Consider the following 20,562-nt stretch of genomic DNA (forward strand, 5'->3'; position numbering starts at 1 on the left):
ATGGGGCTCCGGGCGGACGCGGTCGGTAGTGTCGGCAGCTAGGGAAAGACAGGCGCGCGGCTCAGCGCAGCGCGGCCTGCAGGGCTTTGCGGATGACCGTGGCGACATCGTCGCCCTCGGCGTTGGCATCGCGTGCCATGCGCGCGGCCTCGGTCGGCTTGTAACCCAGCTGCTGCAGGGCCACGGTTGCCTCGGAGACCGGATCGGTGGCCGGTGCGGCACCGGCGATCGGTGCGCCGCCACCACCGAAATTGGCTGCGCGGTCGCGCAGTTCCAGCACCATGCGCTCGGCGGTCTTCTTGCCGATGCCCGGAATCCGGGTCAGCGCGGTGATGTCACCGGCCTGCAGCATGCGCGCGAACTCGTCCACGCTGACGCCGGAGAGCACGGCCAGCGCAATCTTGGCGCCGATCCCGCTGACTTTCTGCACATCGCGGAACAGGCGCCGCTCGCCCTCGCGCAGGAAGCCGTACAGCGAGACGCTGTCTTCCTTCTGCGCGTAATGGGTGAACAAGGTGACCTCGCGGCCCAGTTCGGGCAGGTCGTAGAAGGTGCTCATCGGCGCCTCCAGCTCGTAGCCGACGCCATTGACGTCCACCATCAGCCAAGGCGGCGCCTTGTAGGCCACGATCCCGCGCAGACGACCAATCATGCAGTGTTCCTCATTTCCGGCTCCAGGCCTGGCGCGCATTGACGCCCAGGCGCAGCGCCGTCGCCCGGACATGGGCGTGGGTGATCGCCACGGCCAACGCATCGGCGGCGTCGGCCTGCAGCTTGGTTTTCAGGTTGAGCATGAGCCCGACCATGTGTTGGACCTGTTGTTTTTCCGCGCCACCGCGGCCGACCACGGCCAGCTTGATCTCGGTGGCGGCGTACTCGCTGACCGGCAGGTCGCGCATCACCACGGCCGAGATGGCGGCGCCGCGCGCCTGGCCCAGCTTCAAGGCCGAATCGGGGTTGCGCGCCATGAAGACCTTTTCGATGGCCACTTCGTCGGGACGGTATTCCTCGACCAGGGCGGTCAGACCCACCACCAGCAGCTTCATCCGCTGCGGGAAGTCGTCCGCGCCCAACAGGACCAGCGGCAGGTGATGCACATGCACCACCTTGCCGGCGGCGTCCACATCAATGATGCCCACCCCGGTGCGCTGCGAACCGGGGTCGATGCCGAGAATGCGGGTCATGCGGCACACACACGGGGATAACAGGGAACGGCTGGAGTCATCATGGTCCGCATTGTCCGCTCACCGGTCGCGCAAAGCGACCGGTGAAGCGCCCGCTCAGGCGTAGGCGTCCGCGCCGAGCTCGGCGTTGGAGAACACGTCCTGCACGTCGTCCAGGTCTTCGAGCATGTCCAGCAGCTTCTTGACCTGCAAGGCGGTGTCGCCTTCGACCTTGATGTCGTTGTCGGCACGGTAGGTGATTTCAGCATGGTCCGGGCTGAACCCGGCGGCCTCCATCGCATCCTTGACGGCGTGATAGCTGTCGGCCGCGGTGACCACGTCGATCGCCCCGTCCTCCGGGTAGACCACGATGTCGTCCGCACCGGCCTCGATCGCCGCTTCGGTGACGGCCTCTTCGTCCGCGCCGGCGGCGAAGTGCAGCACGCCCAGGCGCTTGAACATGAACGAAACCGAGCCTTCCGTGCCCATGTTGCCGCCGCACTTGCTGAACGCATGGCGGACATCGGCCACGGTGCGCACGCGGTTGTCGGTCAGGCAGTCCACGATCACGGCCACGCCACCGGGGGCATAGCCCTCGTAGCGGATCTCTTCGTACTCGACGCCTTCCAGCTCACCGGTCGCCTTCTTGATGGCGCGCTCGATCACGTCCTTGGACATGTTCGACGACAGGCCCTTGTCCATGGCCACCCGCAGGCGCGGGTTGTTGTTGGGGTCGCCTCCACCGCCGCGCGCGGCAACGCCGATCTCGCGGATGATCTTGGTGAAAATCTTGCCGCGCTTCGCGTCAGACGCGTTTTTGCGGTTCTCGATGGAGGGGCCTCTACCCATGGGGTGACTCTCGTGTTTCTGTCAGGAACAGGGCGCGAATTCTACCTGATCCGTCGGCCTGCCCGTGTCAGTGCCGGGCCCGATCAGGCGGCGTGGGCCGCGTCGTCCCGGCGGAACCGGCCATCGCGCAGGAACGCGGCGGTCTGGCGCGCGGCATCCGGCGAAAATACCAGCCCGCTATGGCTGGCCGGGATCACGCAGTGGTCGGCCAGACCGGGCAACTGCGTCTCATCCAGCGCCACGGTGCCATCGGAGGCATCGCCACAGGCGCCCAGCAGGCTGCCCAACCCGTGCGGGACGGAGCCGGCGATCAGGCCGACCTGCGCCCTGCCCTCCCAGGCCGGCAGGCCATCCAGCAGCAGTTCCGAGCTGCGCCCCAGCGCCAGCGACCAGCCGTGATCGCTCAGGGAACGGGCGGTCACGCTGCCGCGCAGCGGCGAACCGAGGCAGACCACCCGCGAAACCGGCAGCTCCGGCGCACGCCGCAGCGCCTCCAGCGCGACCAGTCCACCCAGGCTGTGCCCGACCAGCGAGACCGGGCCGCTGTCCTTGAGCCGCTCCAGCAGTTGCGGCACCGCCACCTCCGGCCCCCCGAACACACTGGAATACCCGAAGGTATCCACGGCGAAGCCACGGGCACGCAGACGCCAGGCCAGCGGGCCGACCCACGCGCGCGCATTCCAGATGCCATGCAGCAGTAAAACAGGGGGATTCATGGTGTCAGCCTAGCCCGTTGGGCGGGGCGCCTGCAGAAAGAAACAGCGTCATTAGACGAATGGACCGGACAACGGCAGGTGAAGCCGTCGCGGCCCGTCAGGATCCGGCTCAGGCGGCCGTTGGCGGACGGCGCAGGATGAACTCCAGGTCGCGCACGTTGCCGACCGGGAACTCGTAGGTGCCGACCTTGCTGAAGCCGTAGCGGGCATAGAAGCGCTGCGCGCCGAAGTTTTCCGACCAGACACCGAGCCACACCGTGCGCGGGCCGTCGCGTTCCAGCCAGGCAAGCGCCGTTTCGAACAGACGGCTGCCCCAGCCACAGCTCTGCTGGTCCTTGATCAGGTACAGGCGCTTGAGCTCGCCATCGCCGGGCTGCACCTCGGCATGCGGCAGCCCACACGGCCCGGCAGCGGCGTGGCCCACGGCCACCCCATCCAGTTCCAGCAGCCAGACCGCGTAATCGGGGTGTTCGAGGATGATGCGCTGGCGCTGCGCCGGGTAGGCCTCGTCGAGGAAGGCCTGCAGGTCCTCGGGCGGGTACAGATGGCCGAAGGTTTCCACGAAGGTACGCGCGGCCAGCACCGACAGGGTCTGGGCATCGTCCGGGGTGGCGCGGCGGATGGTGTAGCGGCCTGGAGTCACGGCGGGAGCATCGGCATCGGCGGGAGCCGCCAATTTACCTGAACGCTGCGGTGATGGCGCGGCCCGGCACCGACCTCCTGCCGGTACCTGCCGCACCCCACGCCGACCGATGGCCGGCGCTTGCCGGCTTATTCCTTGACCGCGCGCGGACGGACCTGGACATGCACTTCGGCCAGCTGCTCGTCCGGGATCGGCGACGGGGCACCGGTCATCAGGCACTGCGCGCCGGTGGTCTTCGGGAACGGGATCACATCGCGGATCGACTCGGTACCGGCCATCAGTGCGGCGATACGGTCGATACCGAAGGCGATGCCACCGTGCGGCGGCGCGCCGAAACGCAGCGCGTCGAGCAGGAAGCCGAACTTGCCCTCGGCCTCTTCGGCCCCGATGCCCAGCAGGTCGAACACGGCGCTCTGCATGTCCGAGCGGTGGATACGGATCGAACCACCGCCGATCTCGTTGCCGTTGAGCACCATGTCATAGCCGCGCGATACGGCGGTCCTGGCGTTGGCGCGCAGATCGGCGATGTCATCCACTGCCGGCGCGGTGAAGGGGTGATGCAGGGCGACGTAGCGCTGGGCTTCGTCGTCGTACTCGAACATCGGGAAATCGGTGACCCACAGCGGTGCCCAGCCGGCGGCGACCAGGTTGAAGTCTTTGCCGGCCTTCAGGCGCAAGGCGCCCATGAAGTCGGAGACCTTGTTGTAGCCACCGGCGCCGAAGAACACGATGTCGCCGTTACCGGCGCCCACCTGGGCGACCAGCGCGGCGAAGGCCTCTTCGCTGAAGAACTTGGCGATCGGCGAGATGACTTCGCCGCTTTCGCTGATCTTGATGTAGGCCAGGCCCTTGGCGCCGTACTTGGCGGCATGCGCGGCGTAGTCGTCGATCTGCTTGCGCGACAGGCTGGCACCACCCGGGATGCGCAGCGCGGCGACGCGGCCATCGGCATCGTTGGCGGCGGCGGTGAAGACCGGGAACTCGCTGGTCTTGACCAGCTCGGCCACGTCCACCAGCTCCAGCGCGATGCGCAGGTCCGGCTTGTCCGAGCCATAGCGACGCATCGCCTCGGCCCAGGTCATGCGCGGGAAGCTGGCGGCCAGCTCCACATCGACCACTTCCTTGAAGATGGCGCGGATCATGGTTTCCACGAAGTCCTGCACGTCGCGTTCGCGCACGAAGGCGAACTCCATGTCCAGCTGGGTGAATTCCAGCTGGCGATCGGCACGCAGGGCCTCGTCGCGGAAGCAGCGCGCGATCTGGTAGTAACGGTCGAAGCCGGCCACCATCAGGATCTGCTTGAACAGCTGCGGGCTCTGCGGCAGGGCGTAGAACTCGCCCGGGTGCATGCGCGCCGGCACCAGGAAGTCGCGGGCGCCTTCCGGGGTGGCCTTGGTCAGGATCGGGGTTTCGATGTCCTGGAAGCCGGTGGCGTCCAGATGGCGGCGCAGGGCCTGCACCAGCTTGATGCGGGTGCGCTGCATGCGCTGCATTTCCGGGCGGCGCAGATCCAGGTAACGGTATTTCAGGCGGGTTTCTTCGCCCGGGTTCTCATGCGCGTGGAACGGCAGCGGCTCGGCCTTGTTGAGGAGGGTGATGGCCGTGGCGATCACTTCCACGTTGCCGGTGCGGAGCTTGTCGTTGGCCGCATGGCGCGCGCGCACCACGCCTTCCACCTGCAGCACGTCCTCGTAGCCCAGGCTGGCGGCCACGGCGAACACGGCCGCGTTGTCGACTTCCACCGTCACCTGCACGATGCCTTCATGATCGCGCAGATCGATGAAAACCACGCCACCCTGGTTGCGGGCAACGTCGGTCCAGCCGGCGAGGGTTACGGTTTGGCCAATCAGGGTCTCGTCGACCAGGCCACAGAAGTGGGTACGCATGGGGGTAAAGCTCCGCAGGAGAGTGCCGACGCCAAGCTGCGCCGGAAAGCCCGTTATTCTGCGGCCGCCAGCCCGGCGGGGCAAATCCGGGCGCCGCGGCCCGGCATCACGCGCTCTGAACCGGGGGCATTCCTATAGTCCGCGCACCAACGACCGCACGGGGATGTCGCCATGCAACGCCGTCTGAGCACTGTCTGTCTCACCCTTGCCCTGGCCTGTACGGCCCCGGCCCTGCACGCCCAGATGAGTACCCGGGCCTATGCCCCGGAAAATCTGTCGCAGCTGTCCTCCTCCGACCGCAGCCGGGTCATCACCCAGGAATACGCCGACCAGTCCAATGGCCGCCGGATCCCGGATGACCAGTTGCGCTTCTACCTGGCCCAGGTCAACTCGGGCTGGAGCTTCTCCCGCATCAAGCAGGACATCGCCACCTCGCTGCGCGGCAACGGCGGCGGCAACTGGAATGGCGGCGGCAACGGCCCGGGAAACAACGGCACGGTCCGCTGCGAAAGCCAGGACAACCGCGAGCGCAGCTGCAACACCGGCTGGCGCAGCGCGCAGCTGTCGCGCCAGATTTCCGGAACCACCTGTACCGAGGGCCGCAACTGGGGCTCGCGCAACGGCACCGTCTGGGTCAGCGGCGGCTGCCGTGCCGAATTCGTCGAGGGCCGCGGCAATGGCGGCAATTGGGGCGGCGGTGGCGGCACCGGGGCCACTATCCGCTGCGAGAGCCAGGACAACCGCGAGCGCACCTGCAACACCGGCTGGCGCAACGCGACCCTGGTCCGCCAGATCTCCGGTACGGCCTGTGTCGAGGGCCAGACCTGGGGCGTGCGCAATGGCGCGGTCTGGGTCAACCGGGGCTGCCGCGGGGAGTTCGCCGAAGCGCGGGGCAACAGCGGTGGCAACTGGGGTGGCCCTGGCGGCAACAGCAACTACAGCGTGACCTGCAGCAGCAACGACAAGCGTCGGCAGACCTGTGCCTGGGATGACCGCCAAGGGCGGCCGGCAGTGGTGCAGCAGCTGTCGGGCACGGCCTGCGTGGAAGGCCGCAGCTGGGGCTACAGCAATGGCAGCCTGTGGGTCAGCGGCGGGTGCCGCGCCCGGTTCGGGGCACGCTGAGCGCCCCTTTACGGATAGGTGCCGACCGCGGGTCGGCACCGGTGAACGTTACGGCGCGGGCGGCTCGCTGCCCCACGGCGCCGGCGGCAATGCCACCGGCTTGCTCAGGTCGAACACCACCTGGAAGTGGCGGCCGCCCGGGCGGGTCAATTCGTAGACGAAGCTCTGGTCCGGCTCCACGTCCATTGCCCAGGTGTTCTGCACCGAGGCGAGCATGTCGGCCTTGCGGAACATTGCCACCGAGTCCGAATCCACCGGGAACGACTGCCGCTGCGCGGTGCCCGGCGGCTTGCTGTCGCCACCGTACATCGTGACCGCATCCGGACTGCCGTCTTCGTGGCGGTGATCGTGCTTGAGGCGCAGCCCATGCTCGGTACGGGTCAGCACCCAGGTGCGCGAGTGATCATCACCGACATGGAAGGGGATCCGCAGCTCATGCGCCGGATCCTCACAGCCACGCACATGCATCACCAGCCGCTTGCCCTCGAAGGGATCGGGCGCGTCGGTCTTGGGCTCATTGACCGCGATACGGCCTTCAAAGGCCTTGCCGCAATGCGCGGCCACAGCCGACATGAAGGCATCGGACGGGGCCATGGAGACTTCGTGACCGACAGTATCGTTTGACGCGCTGCAGGCCGTGATCGCCAGTGCAGCCGCTAAAGGAAGGAGTTTGACGACATTCATGGCACCACCCTAGCGGTCACGACCGCACAGCGCAAACCGCCCGTCGCCAGCAACGCACCAGCGAGCACCTTCGATCACGAGCGCGCCGGGGCCGGCGCGACAAAGGCTTCATATCCGCTGTGTTATGGTCGGTCACGTGACTTGTTCGCCTTCTTCCCCACGAAGGACGCATGCATGTTGCGGCTGACCGCCCTGCTCGCCGGTGTGGCGCTGCTGCTGACCGGCAGCGGCCTGCTGGGCACATTGCTGGCGGTGCGCGGGGGTGAAGCCGGCTTCGGTGCCGGCACGTTGGGCCTGGTGATGTCCGGCTATTTTGCCGGGTTCTTCATCGGCACCTTCTTCGCCCCCTCGCTGATCGGCCGCATCGGCCATATCCGTGCGTTCGCCTTCTTCGCCGCCCTCGCCGCCATTGCGGTGCTGGTCCACCCGCTGTGGATCAATCCGGTGGGCTGGGGCGTGCTGCGCATCCTCACCGGCATCGCGCTGGTGGGCCTGTATACCGTGATCGAGAGCTGGCTCAACGCCGAGCCCGACCCGCGCCTGCGCAGCCGCGCTTTCTCGCTGTACATGGTGGTCAATCTCTCGGCGCTGGCGCTCGGCCAGGTGCTGCTGATGCTCGGCGATGCCGGCGCGACCTCGATGTTCATGCTCACCGCGATCCTGGTCTGCGCGGCGGTGCTACCCGTCACCGCAACGCGTCTGCGCCCGCCCGAGATCCCCTCGGTGCCGCGTCTGAAACTGGCGCGGCTGTATGCGATGGCACCGGTGGCGACCGTGGCCGCCGGCCTGTCCGGCCTGGCGATGGGCGCATTCTGGGGCCTGCTGCCGGTGTATGCCGGCGAGATCGGCCTGGACGGCAACGGCGTGGCCCTGTTCATGCTCACCGCCATCGCCGGTGGTGCACTGCTGCAGTGGCCACTGGGCCACATCAGCGACGGGCATGACCGGCGCACCGGGTTGGTCGCCCTGAGCCTGGCGGCCGCCGGCATCGCCGTGGTGGCGTCGTTGCCGATGATCCAGGTACAGACGCATCTGGTGTTCGGCCTGTTCTTCTTCTACGGCGGGCTGGCCTTCGCGCTGTATCCGTTTGCGGTTGCGCACATGCTCGACTACCTGCCGCGCGAAGATCTGCTTTCGGGCTGCTCCAGCCTGCTGCTGGTGCATGGCGTGGGCGCCGCGCTTGGCCCTGCGTTGGCCGGTGCGGCCATGCAGCGCTTCGGCGCGCCGGCACTGCCGCTGTACTTCGCGGTGGTCCTGATGCTGCTGGCGCTGTTCACCACCGCGCGCCTGCTCAGCTTCCAGCGCCTGCGCACGCATCCGGTCGGCTTCCGGCTGATGCTGCGCACCACGCCTTCCGCGCTGGAGCTGATGCCGGAGACCGACACCGCGCCGCCGGATCCCGATACTCCCCTCCCCTCTGACTCCGATAAGGAAGTGCATTGACTGTTTCGACACCGACCTCCCTCACTCCAACCCGTACACCGCCGGCCCCGCCGGCACCGCAACTGATCCTTGCCACCGATCTGGATGGCACCTTCCTTGCCGGCGATGCCGCCGCGCGCCATCGGCTCTACCGGCTGGTCGACCAGCACCCCGGCATCCGCCTGATCTTCATCACCGGCCGCGGCCTGGAAGCGGTGATGCCCCTGCTCTCCGATCCAGCCATTCCGCGCCCGGACTATGTGGTCTGCGATGTCGGCGCCACCGTCGTCGACGGCCACACCCTGCAGCCGCTGCAGCCTCTGCAATCGATGATCGACGCGCACTGGCCGGGCGAGCAGGTCGTCGCCGCCGCGATGCGCCCGTTCACCGCGCTGCAGCGCCAGGATGTGCCGCAGGAACGCCGCTGCTCGTATTTCTGCGATCCCGACACGCTGGCGCCCCTGCGCTCGCAGATCCAGGCCGCCGCACAGGCGCTGGGCTGCGATGTGCTGTACTCGGCCGACCGCTATCTGGACATCCTGCCGCCCGATACCGACAAGGGCCGCACCCTGGCCGCGCTTGCGCGCCTGCTGGAGCTCCCGCGCGATCGCATCCTGGTGGCCGGCGACACCCTCAATGACCTGTCGATGTACACCTCCGGTTTCCGCGGGGTGTGCGTGGGCGATTCGGAGCCGGCGCTGACCGCCGCGACGGCCGACCTGAAGCACACTTTCCATGCACAGGCGCCGGGTTGCGGCGGCATCCTCGAAGCAATCGAACATTTCGGCCTGCTCGCCGATGACGATCCCTTCCTGCGCCCGCCAGCGCAGGCACGCGCGGACGGCGCCGATCTGGTGATGGTCTACCACCGCCTGCCCTTCGATGAAGTCATGGAAGACGGCGTGCTGGTGCAGCGCCCGCCGCGCTCGCCCAACGGCATCATTCCTTCACTGCTGAGCTTCTTCGAAGGCGGCCAGAAAGGCTCCTGGGTCGCGTGGGGGATCGATGATCCCAAGCGCGGCCCGTTCCAGACCCATCTGGCGGTGGATGCCGAGCGCTACCCCACCCTGACCGCCGCGCGCGTGCCGCTGAGCAAGCAGGAAGTGGACATCTTCTACAAACGCTTTTCCAAGGAAGCGTTCTGGCCGATGCTGCATGTGTTCTGGGAACGCGCGAAATTCCGCGAAGAAGACTGGCAGGTATTCCTGAAGGTCAACCGCAAGTTCGCCGAAGCCACCGCTGCCGAAGCCGCACATGGCGCGACCGTGTGGATCCACGATTACAACCTGTGGATGGTGCCGGCCACGCTGCGCGAACTGCGCCCGGACCTGAAGATCGCCTTCTTCCACCACACCTACTTCCCCTCGGCCGATGTGTTCAACGTGGTGCCGTGGCGCCGCGAAATCATCGGCAGCCTGCTCAGCTGCGATTACATCGGTTTCCACATTCCGCGCCAGGTGGAGAACTTCGTGGACGTCGTGCGCGGCGCGATGCCGGCTGAGCGCCTGGCGTGGGAAAGCTGCGCCCCGCGCTTCCTCACGTACGGGTGTGCGGTGGGTCTGGACACGATGACCACGCGCCTGCGCGTGGGCGACCGCGAAGTCGCCCTCGGTGCGCATCCGGTCGGCACCGATCTGCGCCGCATCCACAACGTGCTCGCACGCAGCGATGTGCGCAATGACATCTTCAAGCTGCGCCGCGAGATCGGCGCACGCAAGCTGGTGCTGTCGGTGGAGCGCCTGGATTACACCAAGGGCACGCTGGCCAAACTGGAGGCGTACGAGCGGTTGCTGGAGCAGCATCCGGATCGCCAGGGCAAGGTCACCCTGCTGATGATCTGCGTGCCGGCCGCGCGCGAGATGACCATCTACCGCACGCTGCAGAACCAGATCGAACAGGCGGTCGGCCGGATCAACGGGCGTTTCTCGCGATTGGACTGGACCCCGGTGCGCTTCTTCGCCCAGGCACTCCCGTTCGAAGAAGTGGTCGCGCACTACGCCGCCGCGCAGGTGATGTGGATCACCCCGCTGCGCGATGGCTTGAACCTGGTGTCCAAGGAGTTCGTGGCCACGCAGGGCATCGAGGGCAGCAACGGCGTGCTGGTGCTCAGTGAGTTTGCCGGTGCGGCCGCCGAGCTGAAAGGCGCCGTGCTGACCAATCCACATGACCCGGCCGACCTCACCGCCGGCCTGCTGCAGGCCTTGTCGATGCCCGACGATGAAGCCACCGGGCGCATGCGCCAGCTGTTCGGCAGCGTGGAGTACTACGACGTGGATCGCTGGGGCCAGGACTTCCTGGAAGCGGTACGCACCAGCCACACCGAAGGCTGACGTTGTAGAGGTAGTGCCGGCCGCTGGCCGGCTCCAAGCGGTGCCGGCTGCGAACGGTGCCGGTTTCATGGGTTGCCGGCCAGCGGCCGGCACTACCCGGTAGGCACCGGTTACCCGGCTTTCTGCATGATTCCTTCGGCAAGCACCGCCACCTGCCGCAGCACGTCGTTGCGGCCGGCATCGTCCACCGTTGCGCCCTGCAGGTAGCTGGTCAGCACCCACGGTGCACCGCCGGCGAGCGGCCACAGGATCGCGATGTCATTGGTGGTGTCCTCGCCATTGCTGCCGGTCTTGTCACCCACCCGCCACGCCTTGGACAACCCGGCACGCAGCCGCGTATCGCCGGTTTCGTTGTCGATCAGCCAATCGGCCAACTGCTGTTTCGAGGCGGGCTTGAGGACGTCACCGAGCACGAAGCGCTGCAGGCTGACCGCCATCGCAGCCGGGCTGGTGGTATCGCGCGGATCACCCGGGGCAAAGCGGTTCATCTCCGGCTCGAGACGGTCATTGCGGGTCACCGCATCGCCGTTGGCACGCAGGAACGCGGTCACCCCGGCCGGCCCGCCCACCATGCCCAGCAGCAGGTTCGCGGCGGGGTTGTCGCTGGTGATCATGGTCGCCCTGCACAGGTCGCGCACGGTGACATCCTTGCCGATGTGCCGCGTGGTCACCGGCGCATGCGAGAGCATGTCCTGCTGGCGCACGGGCACGCGCCGGTCCAGCGACAGTCTGCCCTGGTCGGCCAGCTGCAGCACCGCAGCGGACAACACGAACTTGAACGTGCTGCACATCGGGAAGCGTTCGTCCTGCCGATTGCCGGTGCGCCAGCCGGTGCCGGTATTGAGCAGGGTCACCCCCAGGCGCCCGCCACTTGCTACTTCCAACGCCGCGAAGTCCTTCGCCGCGACGGCGGGTTTCGGCGCGGGCAGCGGCGTCTTGGCGAAGGCGGTGGCGGTGGCGGTGGCGGCCAGCGCAGACGCGGCGGCCGCGCCGGTCCATTGCAGGAACTGTCGTCGAGCGATCATGCAGGTTCTCCTTGGCGAAGGCCTGAGTATTGGCAGGTCCACGCCCGTCCACCAGCGACGATTTTCAGTGCGAGGCATCAATTTTCCTCATGCTTAAACCAAGGCCCGATGACGACGGCCCGGCGCATTGGCGTCGTAGATGGCCATCATTGCACCCAACCCGGCAGGCGATGCGATGATGCATCACCCCTGCTCACGGCTCACGGCTCGCCCCATGCTTCGCCCCCAGCTGCCGCTCAACGCCCTGCGCGCCTTCGAGGCTGCCGCGCGGCACCAGAATTTCACCCGCGCCGCGCTGGAGCTGTGCGTCAGCCAGGCCGCGCTGAGCCATCAGATCCGGGCGCTGGAGGACCGGCTGGGCGTGTCGCTATTCACCCGGTTGCCGCGCGGGGTCGCCCTGACCGATGAGGGGGCCCGTCTGTATCCGGTGCTCAACGAGGCCTTCGACCGCATCGCGGTGAGCCTGGACCGCTTCGTCGGCGGGCACTTCCGCGAGGTACTGAGCGTGGGGGTGGTCGGCACCTTCGCCACCGGCTGGCTGCTGCCGCGCCTGGGGGATTTCAACGCGCGCCATCCGGATATCGAACTGCGCCTGCAGACCCACAACAACCGCATCGATCTGGCCGGTGAAGGGCTGGACCTGGCGATCCGGTTCGGTGATGGCGATTGGCAGGGGCAGATCAGCGACGTCGTACTCGATGCACCGTTTGCGCCGCTGTGCGCGCCGGCGCTGGCACGTACGCTGCGGCAGTCGCGCGATCTGGCCAACGTGGCGTTGCTGCGCTCCTACCGCAGCGACGAGTGGCCACGCTGGCTGCAGGCGGCCGGAGCACCGGAACTGGACGCGCGCGGGCCGGTGTTCGATTCGTCGCTGACGCTGGCCAGTGCCGCCGCCGCAGGTGCGGGCGTGGCACTGTTGCCGTTGAAGATGTTCGAGCAGGACCTGGCCCAAGGGCGCTTGATCCAGCCCTTCGCGCAGACCCTGGATCTGGGCAGGTATTGGCTGACGCGGCTGCGCTCGCGCGCCGAGAGCGACGCGGCGCGCCGGTTCCGGGAATGGCTGGAGGCGCAGGACGATGTGACGACCAGCGGTCGGCACCTACCGGTTGCCTGAGGGTGCCAGGGAGATGCCGACCGTTGGTCGGCATGCCGTTTACGCGTCCAGCAATTCCATCCACGTCTGCTCGGCCTTGCTGAGCAGGGTGGCGGTCGCTTCGCGGTCCCGGCCAAGCACGGCCATGCGGGTCGCATCGGCATAGTTGGAGGGATCGGCCAGCTGGCGGTCCAGATCGGCCAGCAGCGCTTCCAGCTCGCCCACCTTGGCTTCGGCGGCGGCCAGCTTGTGCGGGTTGGCCGGCTTGCGCGCAGGCAGCGGCGGGGTCGGCGGCACCGGCTCCGGTGCGGCCGCGGCCATCTTCTGCTTGGTGCCCTGTGCGGCCGGACGCGAACGCAGCCACGCCGCGTAGGCATCCAGATCGCCGTCGAACGGCTCGACCACGCCATCGGCCACACGCCAGAACGTGTCGCAGACCAGACCGATCAGATGGCGGTCATGCGAGACCATCACGATCGCGCCTTCGAAGTCGGCCAGTGCTTCGGCCAGCGCTTCGCGCATTTCCAGGTCCAAGTGGTTGGTCGGTTCGTCGAGCAGCAGCACGTTCGGCTGCTGGTAGGCGATCAGCGCCAGGGCCAGGCGCGCGCGTTCGCCACCGGAGAAGCCGTCCACCGGTTCAAACGCGCGGTCGCCGGCGAAGTTCCACTTGCCGAGGAAATCGCGGAAGGACTGGTTCGGTGCGTCCGGGGCCAGGTCGCGGAAGTGCTCCATCGGTGACTGCCCTTCGTGCAGTGACTCCACCGTGTGCTGGGCGAAGTACCCGATGCGCAGGTCCGGATGCGCGGCACGCTCGCCACTGATCGGGTCCAGCTCGCCCACCAGGGTCTTCACCAGGGTGGTCTTACCGGCACCGTTCGGGCCGAGCAGGCCGATGCGCTGGCCAGCCTCCAGGCCGAAGCCTACGTTGCTCAGGATCACCGAATCGGCGCCGTAACCGGCCTCGACATGGTTCAAGCGGATCAGCGAGAACGGCAGCTTGGCCGGCGGCGCGAACTCGATGCGGAACTCGCGCTCGGCGCGTACCGCTTCGGTGCCGGCCAGCTTGGCCAGGCGCTTCATGCGGCTCTGCGCCTGCGCCGCCTTGCTGGCCTGCGCCTTGAAGCGATCGATGAAGCTCTGCAGATGCGCGCGCTCGGCCTGTTCCTTGTCGTGGGCGAGCTGCTGCTGGCGCAGCTGTTCGGCGCGCTGGCGCTCGAAATCGGTATAGCCGCCGACGTACAGCTTGGCGCCGCCACCGTGCAGATGCAGGGTGTGGGTGGCCACGTTGTCCAGGAACTCGCGGTCATGCGAGATCAGCAGCAGGGTGCCGGGGTACTTGAGCAGCCACTGTTCCAGCCAGAACACGGCGTCCAGATCCAAGTGGTTGGTCGGTTCGTCGAGCAGCAGCAGGTCGCTGGGCATCATCAGCGCGCGCGCCAGGTTCAGGCGCACACGCCAGCCGCCGGAGAACGAGGACACCGCGCGCGAGTGCGTCTCGGCCGGGAAGCCCAGGCCGTGCAGCAGCTTGCCGGCGCGCGCTTCGGCGTCATAGGCGCCGATCTCGGCCATCCGCTGATGGGCGGTGGCAACCGCTTCCCAGTCTTCACGCGCCGCAGCCGCGGCCTCTTCGCGCATCACGGCGGCCACCTCGGTGTCACCCTCCAGCACGAACTGCAGCGCCGGGTCGGGCAGCGACGGGGTTTCCTGGGCCACGCTGGCGATGCGGATTTTGCCGGGCAGATCGACGTCGCCCTTGTCCGCCTCCAGCTCGCCCTTCACGGCAGCGAACAGGCTGGACTTGCCGGCGCCATTGCGGCCGACCACGCCGACGCGGTACCCCGCGTGCAGGGTCAGGTCGACGTTGGACAACAGCAGCCGCTCGCCACGGCGCAAGGCGAAGTTACGAAGGGAGATCATCTTGGGGGTCCATATAACGGAATGGAATGTGCTGGTGAGCACCTTTCCTGCGACGTAATTCTAACGTTAACGAATACTTGACGCGCCCCGGGATGCGCGGCGGGACTCGTTCCTCTCTCCCACGACCCCGCCTGCGCTTCCCCGGGACCCTCCTGTCGAATCGAACGCCGCACGTAAATGGTTGCTTCTGCAACGTTTTTTACGAAATTGGCGAAAATTTGACAAGCGATGAATATCCCGTTAATCCGTCTATTGCGCACCGCAACACCCGCCCTCGCTGACCCGATCCTCGATGTCGTCATGTCGCTTTGGTGCAGCACCGTCACTACCGGAGCCACATCCTGATGAACCGCAAGACCAGTACGCTCGCCGCCGCCGTAGCTGTCGCGCTCGGTATGTCCAGCTTCGCCGCCACCGCCCAGGACGCCCCCGCCCGCACCGCGGCCAACACCCTGGACACCATCATCGTCACCGGCACCCGCGTGGCCGACCGCACCGTGGCCGAGTCGCAGTCGCCGATCGACATCATCACCCCCGAGGCATTGCAGTCCACCGGCACCACCGAGCTGGCCACCGCGCTGGCCCGCGCCCTGCCCTCGCTGAACTTCCCGCGCCCGGCACTGACCGATGGCACCAGCGGCATCCGCCCGGCGCAGCTGCGCGGCCTCTCCCCGGACCAGGTGCTGGTGCTGGTCAACGGCAAGCGCCGCCACACCTCCGCGCAGATCAACGTCAACGGCAGCATCGGCCGTGGCTCGTCGGCAGTGGACATCAACGCGATTCCGATCGCCTCGATCGAGCGCGTGGAAGTGCTGCGCGACGGCGCCTCGGCGCAGTACGGCTCGGACGCCATCGCTGGCGTGATCAACATCGTGCTCAAGGGGTCTTCCTCCGGCGGCAGCCTGGCGCTGGATGCGGGCCAGTACTCGGCCGGTGACGGCAACAAGTACCAGCTCTCCGGCGACACCGGCATCGGCTTCGCCGACGGCCGCGGCAGCGTGCATGTGGCCGGCCAGATCGTCCAGCAGGACGAGAGCAACCGTGCCGGCCCGTACCAGGGCACCGTGCCGAACACCAGCAACTTCCCCGACATCGGCCAGACCACCTTCGTGGTCGGCGACCCGCAGGTGGATGCGACCGCCGCGTCGGCCAACGCCAGCTTCCAGTTCAGCGACCACGTCTCGGCCTATGCCACGGCGATGGCCAGCAACCGTGACATCACCTCGTTCGCGTTCTACCGCTCGCGCAACAACCTCAACCAGGGCGCGCTGCTGGCGCAGACCTACCCGGATGGGTTCGTGCCGCAGATCAATCAGTATTCCAAGGACCGTTCGCTGGTCGCCGGGGTCAAGGGCGATACGGACAGCGGCTGGAACTGGGACGTCAGCTACAACTACGGCGCCAACAAGATCGATTTCCACACCCGCAACAGCATCAACTACGCGCTCGGCGTGAACAGCCCGCGCTCGTTCTACGATGGCGCGCTGGAGTACACCCAGAACATCGTCAATGCCGATGTGACCAAGACCCTGGATTGGGGCCTGGCCTACCCGGTCACGCTGTCCTTCGGCGGTGAATACCGCAAGGAAAAGTGGGAGCAGTCCGCCGGTGAACTGAGCTCCTATACCGGCAGCGGCGCGCAGGGCTTCGGCGGCTTCACCCCGCTCAACGCGGTGGATGCCGACCGCGACAACTACGCCGTCTATGCCGGCCTGGAAGCCGACCTCACCGACAAGTTCTCCGCCGGTGTGACCGGGCGCTATGAGGACTACTCGGACTTCGGCGACAAGTTCTCCGGCAAGCTCTCCGCGCGCTACGCCTTCACCGACAAGGTCGCCCTGCGCGCCACGGCGTCGAGCGGCTTCCGCGCCCCGTCGCTGGCCCAGCAGAGCTACCAGGCGGTCACCAGCACGATCGTCAACGGTGTGTTCGTCGAACGCGGCACCTTCCCGACCACCAGTCCGGCCGCGCAGGCGCTGGGTGCCAGCCCGCTGAAGGCCGAAAGCTCGACCTCCTACAGCCTGGGCCTGGTGCTGCAGCCGGTGGATCGCCTGTACCTGACCGTGGATGCGTACCAGATCGACATCGACGACCGCATCGTCTTGTCGACCAACATCACCACCAATGCCGCCGCCAATTCGCTGCTGTCCGGGCTGGGGCTGCCGGGCGTCACCGCGTTCTCCTACTTCACCAACGGCGTGGACACCCGCACCCGCGGCGTGGATGCGGTCTCCAGTTACACGATCCCCTTCGCCGCCAGCTCGCTGGAGCTGACCGCCGCCTACAGCTACAACGAGACCGAGGTGAAGAAGTTCATCGCCTCGCCGGCGGTGTTCGGCGCGCTGGGCATCACCCAGTCGCTGATCGGCCGCGATGAGATCGGCCGCATCGAGGACAGCTACCCGCGCGACAAGGCCATCCTCAGCGGCACCTGGCGCACCGACCACTGGGACCTCAACCTGGCGGCCACCCGCTACGGCTCGTTCACGGTGCGCAATTCGGCCACCGCCCTGCGCGACCAGACCTATGACGCCTCGTGGGTGCTCGATGCCTCGGCCAGCTACAAGCCGAGCGAGAACTGGACCCTGACCCTGGGCGCGGACAACATCCTGGACCAGTATCCGGACCGCACCGTGGATCTGCAGAACTCCACCTGGGGCATGCTGCCGTACAGCAACTACTCGCCGTATGGGTTCAACGGCGCCTACGTGTACGGTCGCGTGACCTACAAGTGGTAAATGAATCTGCCTGATAAACCACATGCCCCGGTTCGCCGGGGCATGTGCATTCTGGCCGCAGGAAACCGGGATTCCGCGCATTCACCCTTCAACGCACGGGCTGTCCCGGACAGCATATGACCTGACCACGGGGACATAGCAGCATTGCGGTCGCCGATGTTTGCCCGGACCGGCCGCATCGGTGAAAATCGGGGCATCCCCTATTTCTGCGAGCCCCGATGCACCATGACACCGACCTGATCAACATCGTTGCCGTTGGCCTGGGGCTCGCCTTCATACTCGGCGCGCTGGCCAACAAGCTGCGGTTGTCTCCGCTCGTCGGTTATCTGATTGCAGGCATCTGCGTAGGGCCGTTCACCCCGGGCTTCGTTGCCGACCAGGCGCTGGCCAACCAGCTGGCCGAGATCGGCGTGATGCTGCTGATGTTCGGGGTCGGTCTGCATTTCTCGCTCAAAGATCTGATGGAGGTCAAAGCGATCGCCATCCCGGGTGCGATCGGCCAGATCCTGGTCGCCACCCTGCTCGGCTGGGGCCTGGCGGCGTTGATGGGCTGGCCGGTGATCTACGGCGTGGTGTTCGGTTTCTCGCTGGCCACCGCCAGTACCGTGGTGCTGCTGCGCGCGATGGAAGAACGGCGCCTGCTGGAAACCACGCGCGGCAAGATCGCCATCGGCTGGCTGATCGTGGAAGACCTGGCCTGCGTCCTGGCCCTGGTGATGATGCCGGTGCTGGCCGGCGTGTTCGGCCCGGATGCGGCCAATGAAACCCATACCGTCGGCAGCGTGCTGGCCAGCATCGGCTGGACCTTCGTGCAGCTGGGCTTGTTCGTGGCGGTGATGCTGGTAGTCGGGCGCCGGGTGATTCCGTGGATCCTGGAGCGCATCGCCGGGACCGGTTCGCGCGAGCTGTTCACCCTGGCCGTGCTGGCGATCGCGCTGGGCGTGGCGTTCGGCTCGGCCATGCTGTTCGGCGTGTCCTTCGCGCTGGGCGCATTCTTCGCCGGCATGCTGCTCAACGAATCCGAACTGAGCCACAAGGCGGCCAACGATTCACTGCCGCTGCGCGATGCGTTCGCGGTGCTGTTCTTCGTCTCGGTCGGCATGCTGTTCAACCCGGCCATCCTGATCGAGCACCCGTGGCAGGTGCTGGCGACCGCCGCGATCATCATGTTCGGCAAGTCCGCCGCCGCGTTCGTGATCGTGCGGGCCTTCGGCCACCCGACCGGTACCGCGCTGACCATTTCGGCCAGCCTGGCGCAGATCGGCGAATTCGCCTTCATCATCGCCGGCCTCGGCGTGACACTGAAGATCCTGCCGCCGACCGGCCAGGCGCTGGTGCTGGCCGGTGCGCTGATCTCGATCATGCTCAACCCGCTGGTATTCGGCCTGCTCGACCGCTGGCTGCTCAAGAACCAGGAAACCGCGCCCACCACCGTGGAGACGGAATTGCCGCCGGGCCCGTCGCTGGATCTGCACGACCACGCCATCGTGATCGGCTACGGCCGCGTCGGCAGCGCACTGGCGCAGGTGCTGCGCGACCGTGGCGTGCCGGTGATGATCATCGACGACAACAAGGAACACGTCGCCGAAGCACACGCGGCCGGCCTGCCCGGTATCCGAGGCAGTGCCGCCTCCGACCGCGTACTGGCCGAAGCGCATCCCGAGCGCGCCAAGATCGCCGTGCTGGCGATCCCGCAGCCGCTGGAGGCCGGTGAGACACTGGCCAAGCTGCGCGCGCTCAACCCCGGCCTGACCCTGTTGGCACGGGCGCACAGCGATGCCGAGGTAAAGCACCTGCTCGCCCACGGTGCCGACGGCACGGTGATGGCCGAGCGCGAACTGGCCTACTCGCTGGCCGAGATGGTGATGTCCACCCCGCCGTACCGCACGATGGGGCAGCAGCACAGCATCCCGGTGGTCTGAGGCCCGCTACGCGACCGGCACGCAGATATCCGCGCGGAGGATGGCCTCGGGCACCTCTTCGGGGTCATCCAGGTAGTGGTAGTACAGCTCCGCGTCGCGCAGCGCGTGGCCACTGTCGGGCAGCCAGTTGCGCAGCAGCGCATCGGTGGCGGCCTCCAGCCCTGCGTAACTGCCCACATGGCGCAGCACGGCATACGTGCCACCGCCCAGCGTCAGCGCACGCAGTGGGGCTGGTAGCGCCTGCGGCGTGCGCCCGAATCCCATTGCGCAATCGAACACGCATTCCTGCGCCGGCGCATCGCGGTGGTCCGTCCGTGCGATGCCGATCAGCTGCTGAAGCTGTTCGGCCCAGCCCTGCCCGGCCGCCCAGGTGAAGATCTCGCCGAAGGCCTGATCCAGATCATCGAAGGCCCCTTGCGTGCGCAGCGCGACCACATCGAAGGGTTCCAGCGTGGTCACCGTGACCTGCAACGGCACCGTCCCGTCCGCGTGATCGCCGGCCGGCAGTGACAGCCGCTGCTGCCAGTGGCTGCGCAGCCCGGCATCCTGACGCAACGTGCTCGGCGTGGCATCCAGCGTTTGGCGACAGGCACGGGCCAGCGCCTGCGGGCTTTCATAGCCGACGTTCAAGGCGACCTCGGTCACCCGGCTCTCGGCCTGGCCGAGCAGCTGCAGCGCCTGCAGCAAGCGCAGGCGCGCCACGGTGCGCCCGGGCGTTTCGCCGGTCAGCGCGCGGTACAGGCGATGGAAGTGGAACGGCGACTGGTGCGCGATCGCGGCCAGTGCTTCCAGATCGGGCAAGGGATCACCAGCGCGCAGGCATGCCTGCAGATGGGCGATGACGCGGTCGATACCGTGCCGCTGGCGGATCTGGGCAATGCGGCGCATGGCGGGCTCCCTCTCTAGGTGACGCTCAGCGTGCGCCTTGCCGCGCCCCTGCGCGTGGCCGATCTTGCGCAGTTGGGGGATCGTCAGCCGATCCTAACGCCGCGCGTAGAGCCACGCCATGCGTGGCTGCTTCTTGTTCCGGGGCCGCGCAGCCACGCATGGCG

At 67.4% G+C, this 20,562-nt stretch carries 16 protein-coding genes; 6 read left to right on the forward strand and 10 right to left on the reverse strand.

All coding sequences use genetic code 11. The features are described from left to right. Positions 1-61 precede the first annotated feature (61 nt). From ruvA to aspS, 6 genes are all read right to left on the reverse strand, one after another. On the reverse strand, positions 62-652 hold the full coding sequence (ruvA, locus tag ACWV8V_RS18005; protein WP_088433901.1) for a Holliday junction branch migration protein RuvA: 591 nt from the start codon (positions 650-652) through the stop codon (positions 62-64). Between the two features lie 10 nt (positions 653-662). Next, on the reverse strand, positions 663-1,184 hold the full coding sequence (ruvC, locus tag ACWV8V_RS18010) for a crossover junction endodeoxyribonuclease RuvC (RefSeq protein ID WP_121039160.1): 522 nt from the start codon (positions 1,182-1,184) through the stop codon (positions 663-665). 96 nt (positions 1,185-1,280) lie between these two features. Next, complete coding sequence (locus tag ACWV8V_RS18015; RefSeq protein ID WP_259259405.1) at positions 1,281-2,012, reverse strand: YebC/PmpR family DNA-binding transcriptional regulator; 732 nt, start codon at positions 2,010-2,012, stop codon at positions 1,281-1,283. A gap of 83 nt (positions 2,013-2,095) precedes the next feature. Then, positions 2,096-2,728 carry an esterase/lipase family protein gene (locus ACWV8V_RS18020; RefSeq protein WP_259259404.1) on the reverse strand — a complete coding sequence of 211 codons (633 nt, stop codon included), beginning with the start codon at positions 2,726-2,728 and terminating at the stop codon, positions 2,096-2,098. A gap of 109 nt (positions 2,729-2,837) precedes the next feature. Continuing rightward, positions 2,838-3,371 carry a GNAT family N-acetyltransferase gene (locus tag ACWV8V_RS18025; protein WP_259259403.1) on the reverse strand — a complete coding sequence of 178 codons (534 nt, stop codon included), beginning with the start codon at positions 3,369-3,371 and terminating at the stop codon, positions 2,838-2,840. A gap of 128 nt (positions 3,372-3,499) precedes the next feature. After that, a complete protein-coding gene (aspS, locus tag ACWV8V_RS18030; RefSeq protein ID WP_455900377.1) occupies positions 3,500-5,257 on the reverse strand; it encodes an aspartate--tRNA ligase in 1,758 nt (585 codons plus the stop codon). A gap of 171 nt (positions 5,258-5,428) precedes the next feature. Between aspS and ACWV8V_RS18035 the strand changes: the two genes are divergently transcribed. Continuing rightward, positions 5,429-6,379 carry a DUF3011 domain-containing protein gene (locus tag ACWV8V_RS18035; RefSeq protein WP_259259400.1) on the forward strand — a complete coding sequence of 317 codons (951 nt, stop codon included), beginning with the start codon at positions 5,429-5,431 and terminating at the stop codon, positions 6,377-6,379. A gap of 48 nt (positions 6,380-6,427) precedes the next feature. On the opposite strand, the gene ACWV8V_RS18040 is transcribed toward ACWV8V_RS18035, so the two are convergent. Further along, a complete protein-coding gene (locus ACWV8V_RS18040) occupies positions 6,428-7,063 on the reverse strand; it encodes a hypothetical protein (RefSeq protein WP_455900378.1) in 636 nt (211 codons plus the stop codon). A 174-nt stretch (positions 7,064-7,237) separates the two neighbouring features. Here ACWV8V_RS18040 and ACWV8V_RS18045 point away from each other — a divergent pair, with 174 nt between their 5' ends. After that, the gene (locus tag ACWV8V_RS18045; protein WP_259259398.1) at positions 7,238-8,506 is read left to right on the forward strand and encodes an MFS transporter; all 1,269 of its coding nucleotides are present in this window, start codon (positions 7,238-7,240) and stop codon (positions 8,504-8,506) included. Between the two features lie 62 nt (positions 8,507-8,568). Continuing rightward, positions 8,569-10,815 carry a glucosylglycerol-phosphate synthase gene (gene ggpS / locus ACWV8V_RS18050; RefSeq protein ID WP_310443498.1) on the forward strand — a complete coding sequence of 749 codons (2,247 nt, stop codon included), beginning with the start codon at positions 8,569-8,571 and terminating at the stop codon, positions 10,813-10,815. Positions 10,816-10,925: 110 nt separating this feature from the next. Here ggpS and blaL2 read toward each other — a convergent pair whose 3' ends face one another. Continuing rightward, complete coding sequence (blaL2, locus tag ACWV8V_RS18055; protein WP_455900379.1) at positions 10,926-11,840, reverse strand: L2 family extended-spectrum class A beta-lactamase; 915 nt, start codon at positions 11,838-11,840, stop codon at positions 10,926-10,928. 214 nt (positions 11,841-12,054) lie between these two features. On the opposite strand from blaL2, the gene ACWV8V_RS18060 reads away from it, so the two are divergent. Next, positions 12,055-12,954 carry a LysR family transcriptional regulator gene (locus tag ACWV8V_RS18060; protein ID WP_455900380.1) on the forward strand — a complete coding sequence of 300 codons (900 nt, stop codon included), beginning with the start codon at positions 12,055-12,057 and terminating at the stop codon, positions 12,952-12,954. Positions 12,955-12,993: 39 nt separating this feature from the next. On the opposite strand, the gene ACWV8V_RS18065 is transcribed toward ACWV8V_RS18060, so the two are convergent. Beyond that, positions 12,994-14,850: an ABC-F family ATP-binding cassette domain-containing protein gene (locus ACWV8V_RS18065; RefSeq protein ID WP_455900381.1), complete on the reverse strand. Its 1,857-nt coding sequence runs from the start codon at positions 14,848-14,850 to the stop codon at positions 12,994-12,996. Between the two features lie 344 nt (positions 14,851-15,194). Between ACWV8V_RS18065 and ACWV8V_RS18070 the strand changes: the two genes are divergently transcribed. Beyond that, entirely contained in the window at positions 15,195-17,588 is a 2,394-nt protein-coding gene (locus ACWV8V_RS18070; RefSeq protein ID WP_455900382.1) for a TonB-dependent receptor plug domain-containing protein, read from the forward strand. A 218-nt stretch (positions 17,589-17,806) separates the two neighbouring features. After that, positions 17,807-19,510, forward strand: a complete 1,704-nt coding sequence (gene ybaL, locus ACWV8V_RS18075) for a YbaL family putative K(+) efflux transporter (protein ID WP_123730382.1) — start codon at positions 17,807-17,809, stop codon at positions 19,508-19,510. Between the two features lie 6 nt (positions 19,511-19,516). Here ybaL and ACWV8V_RS18080 read toward each other — a convergent pair whose 3' ends face one another. Further along, positions 19,517-20,398 (reverse strand): AraC family transcriptional regulator, encoded by an 882-nt coding sequence (locus tag ACWV8V_RS18080; RefSeq protein WP_455900383.1) that lies wholly within the window; start codon positions 20,396-20,398, stop codon positions 19,517-19,519. Positions 20,399-20,562: the final 164 nt, after the last annotated feature.

This window comes from Stenotrophomonas sp. Ker107b, assembly GCF_053847245.1.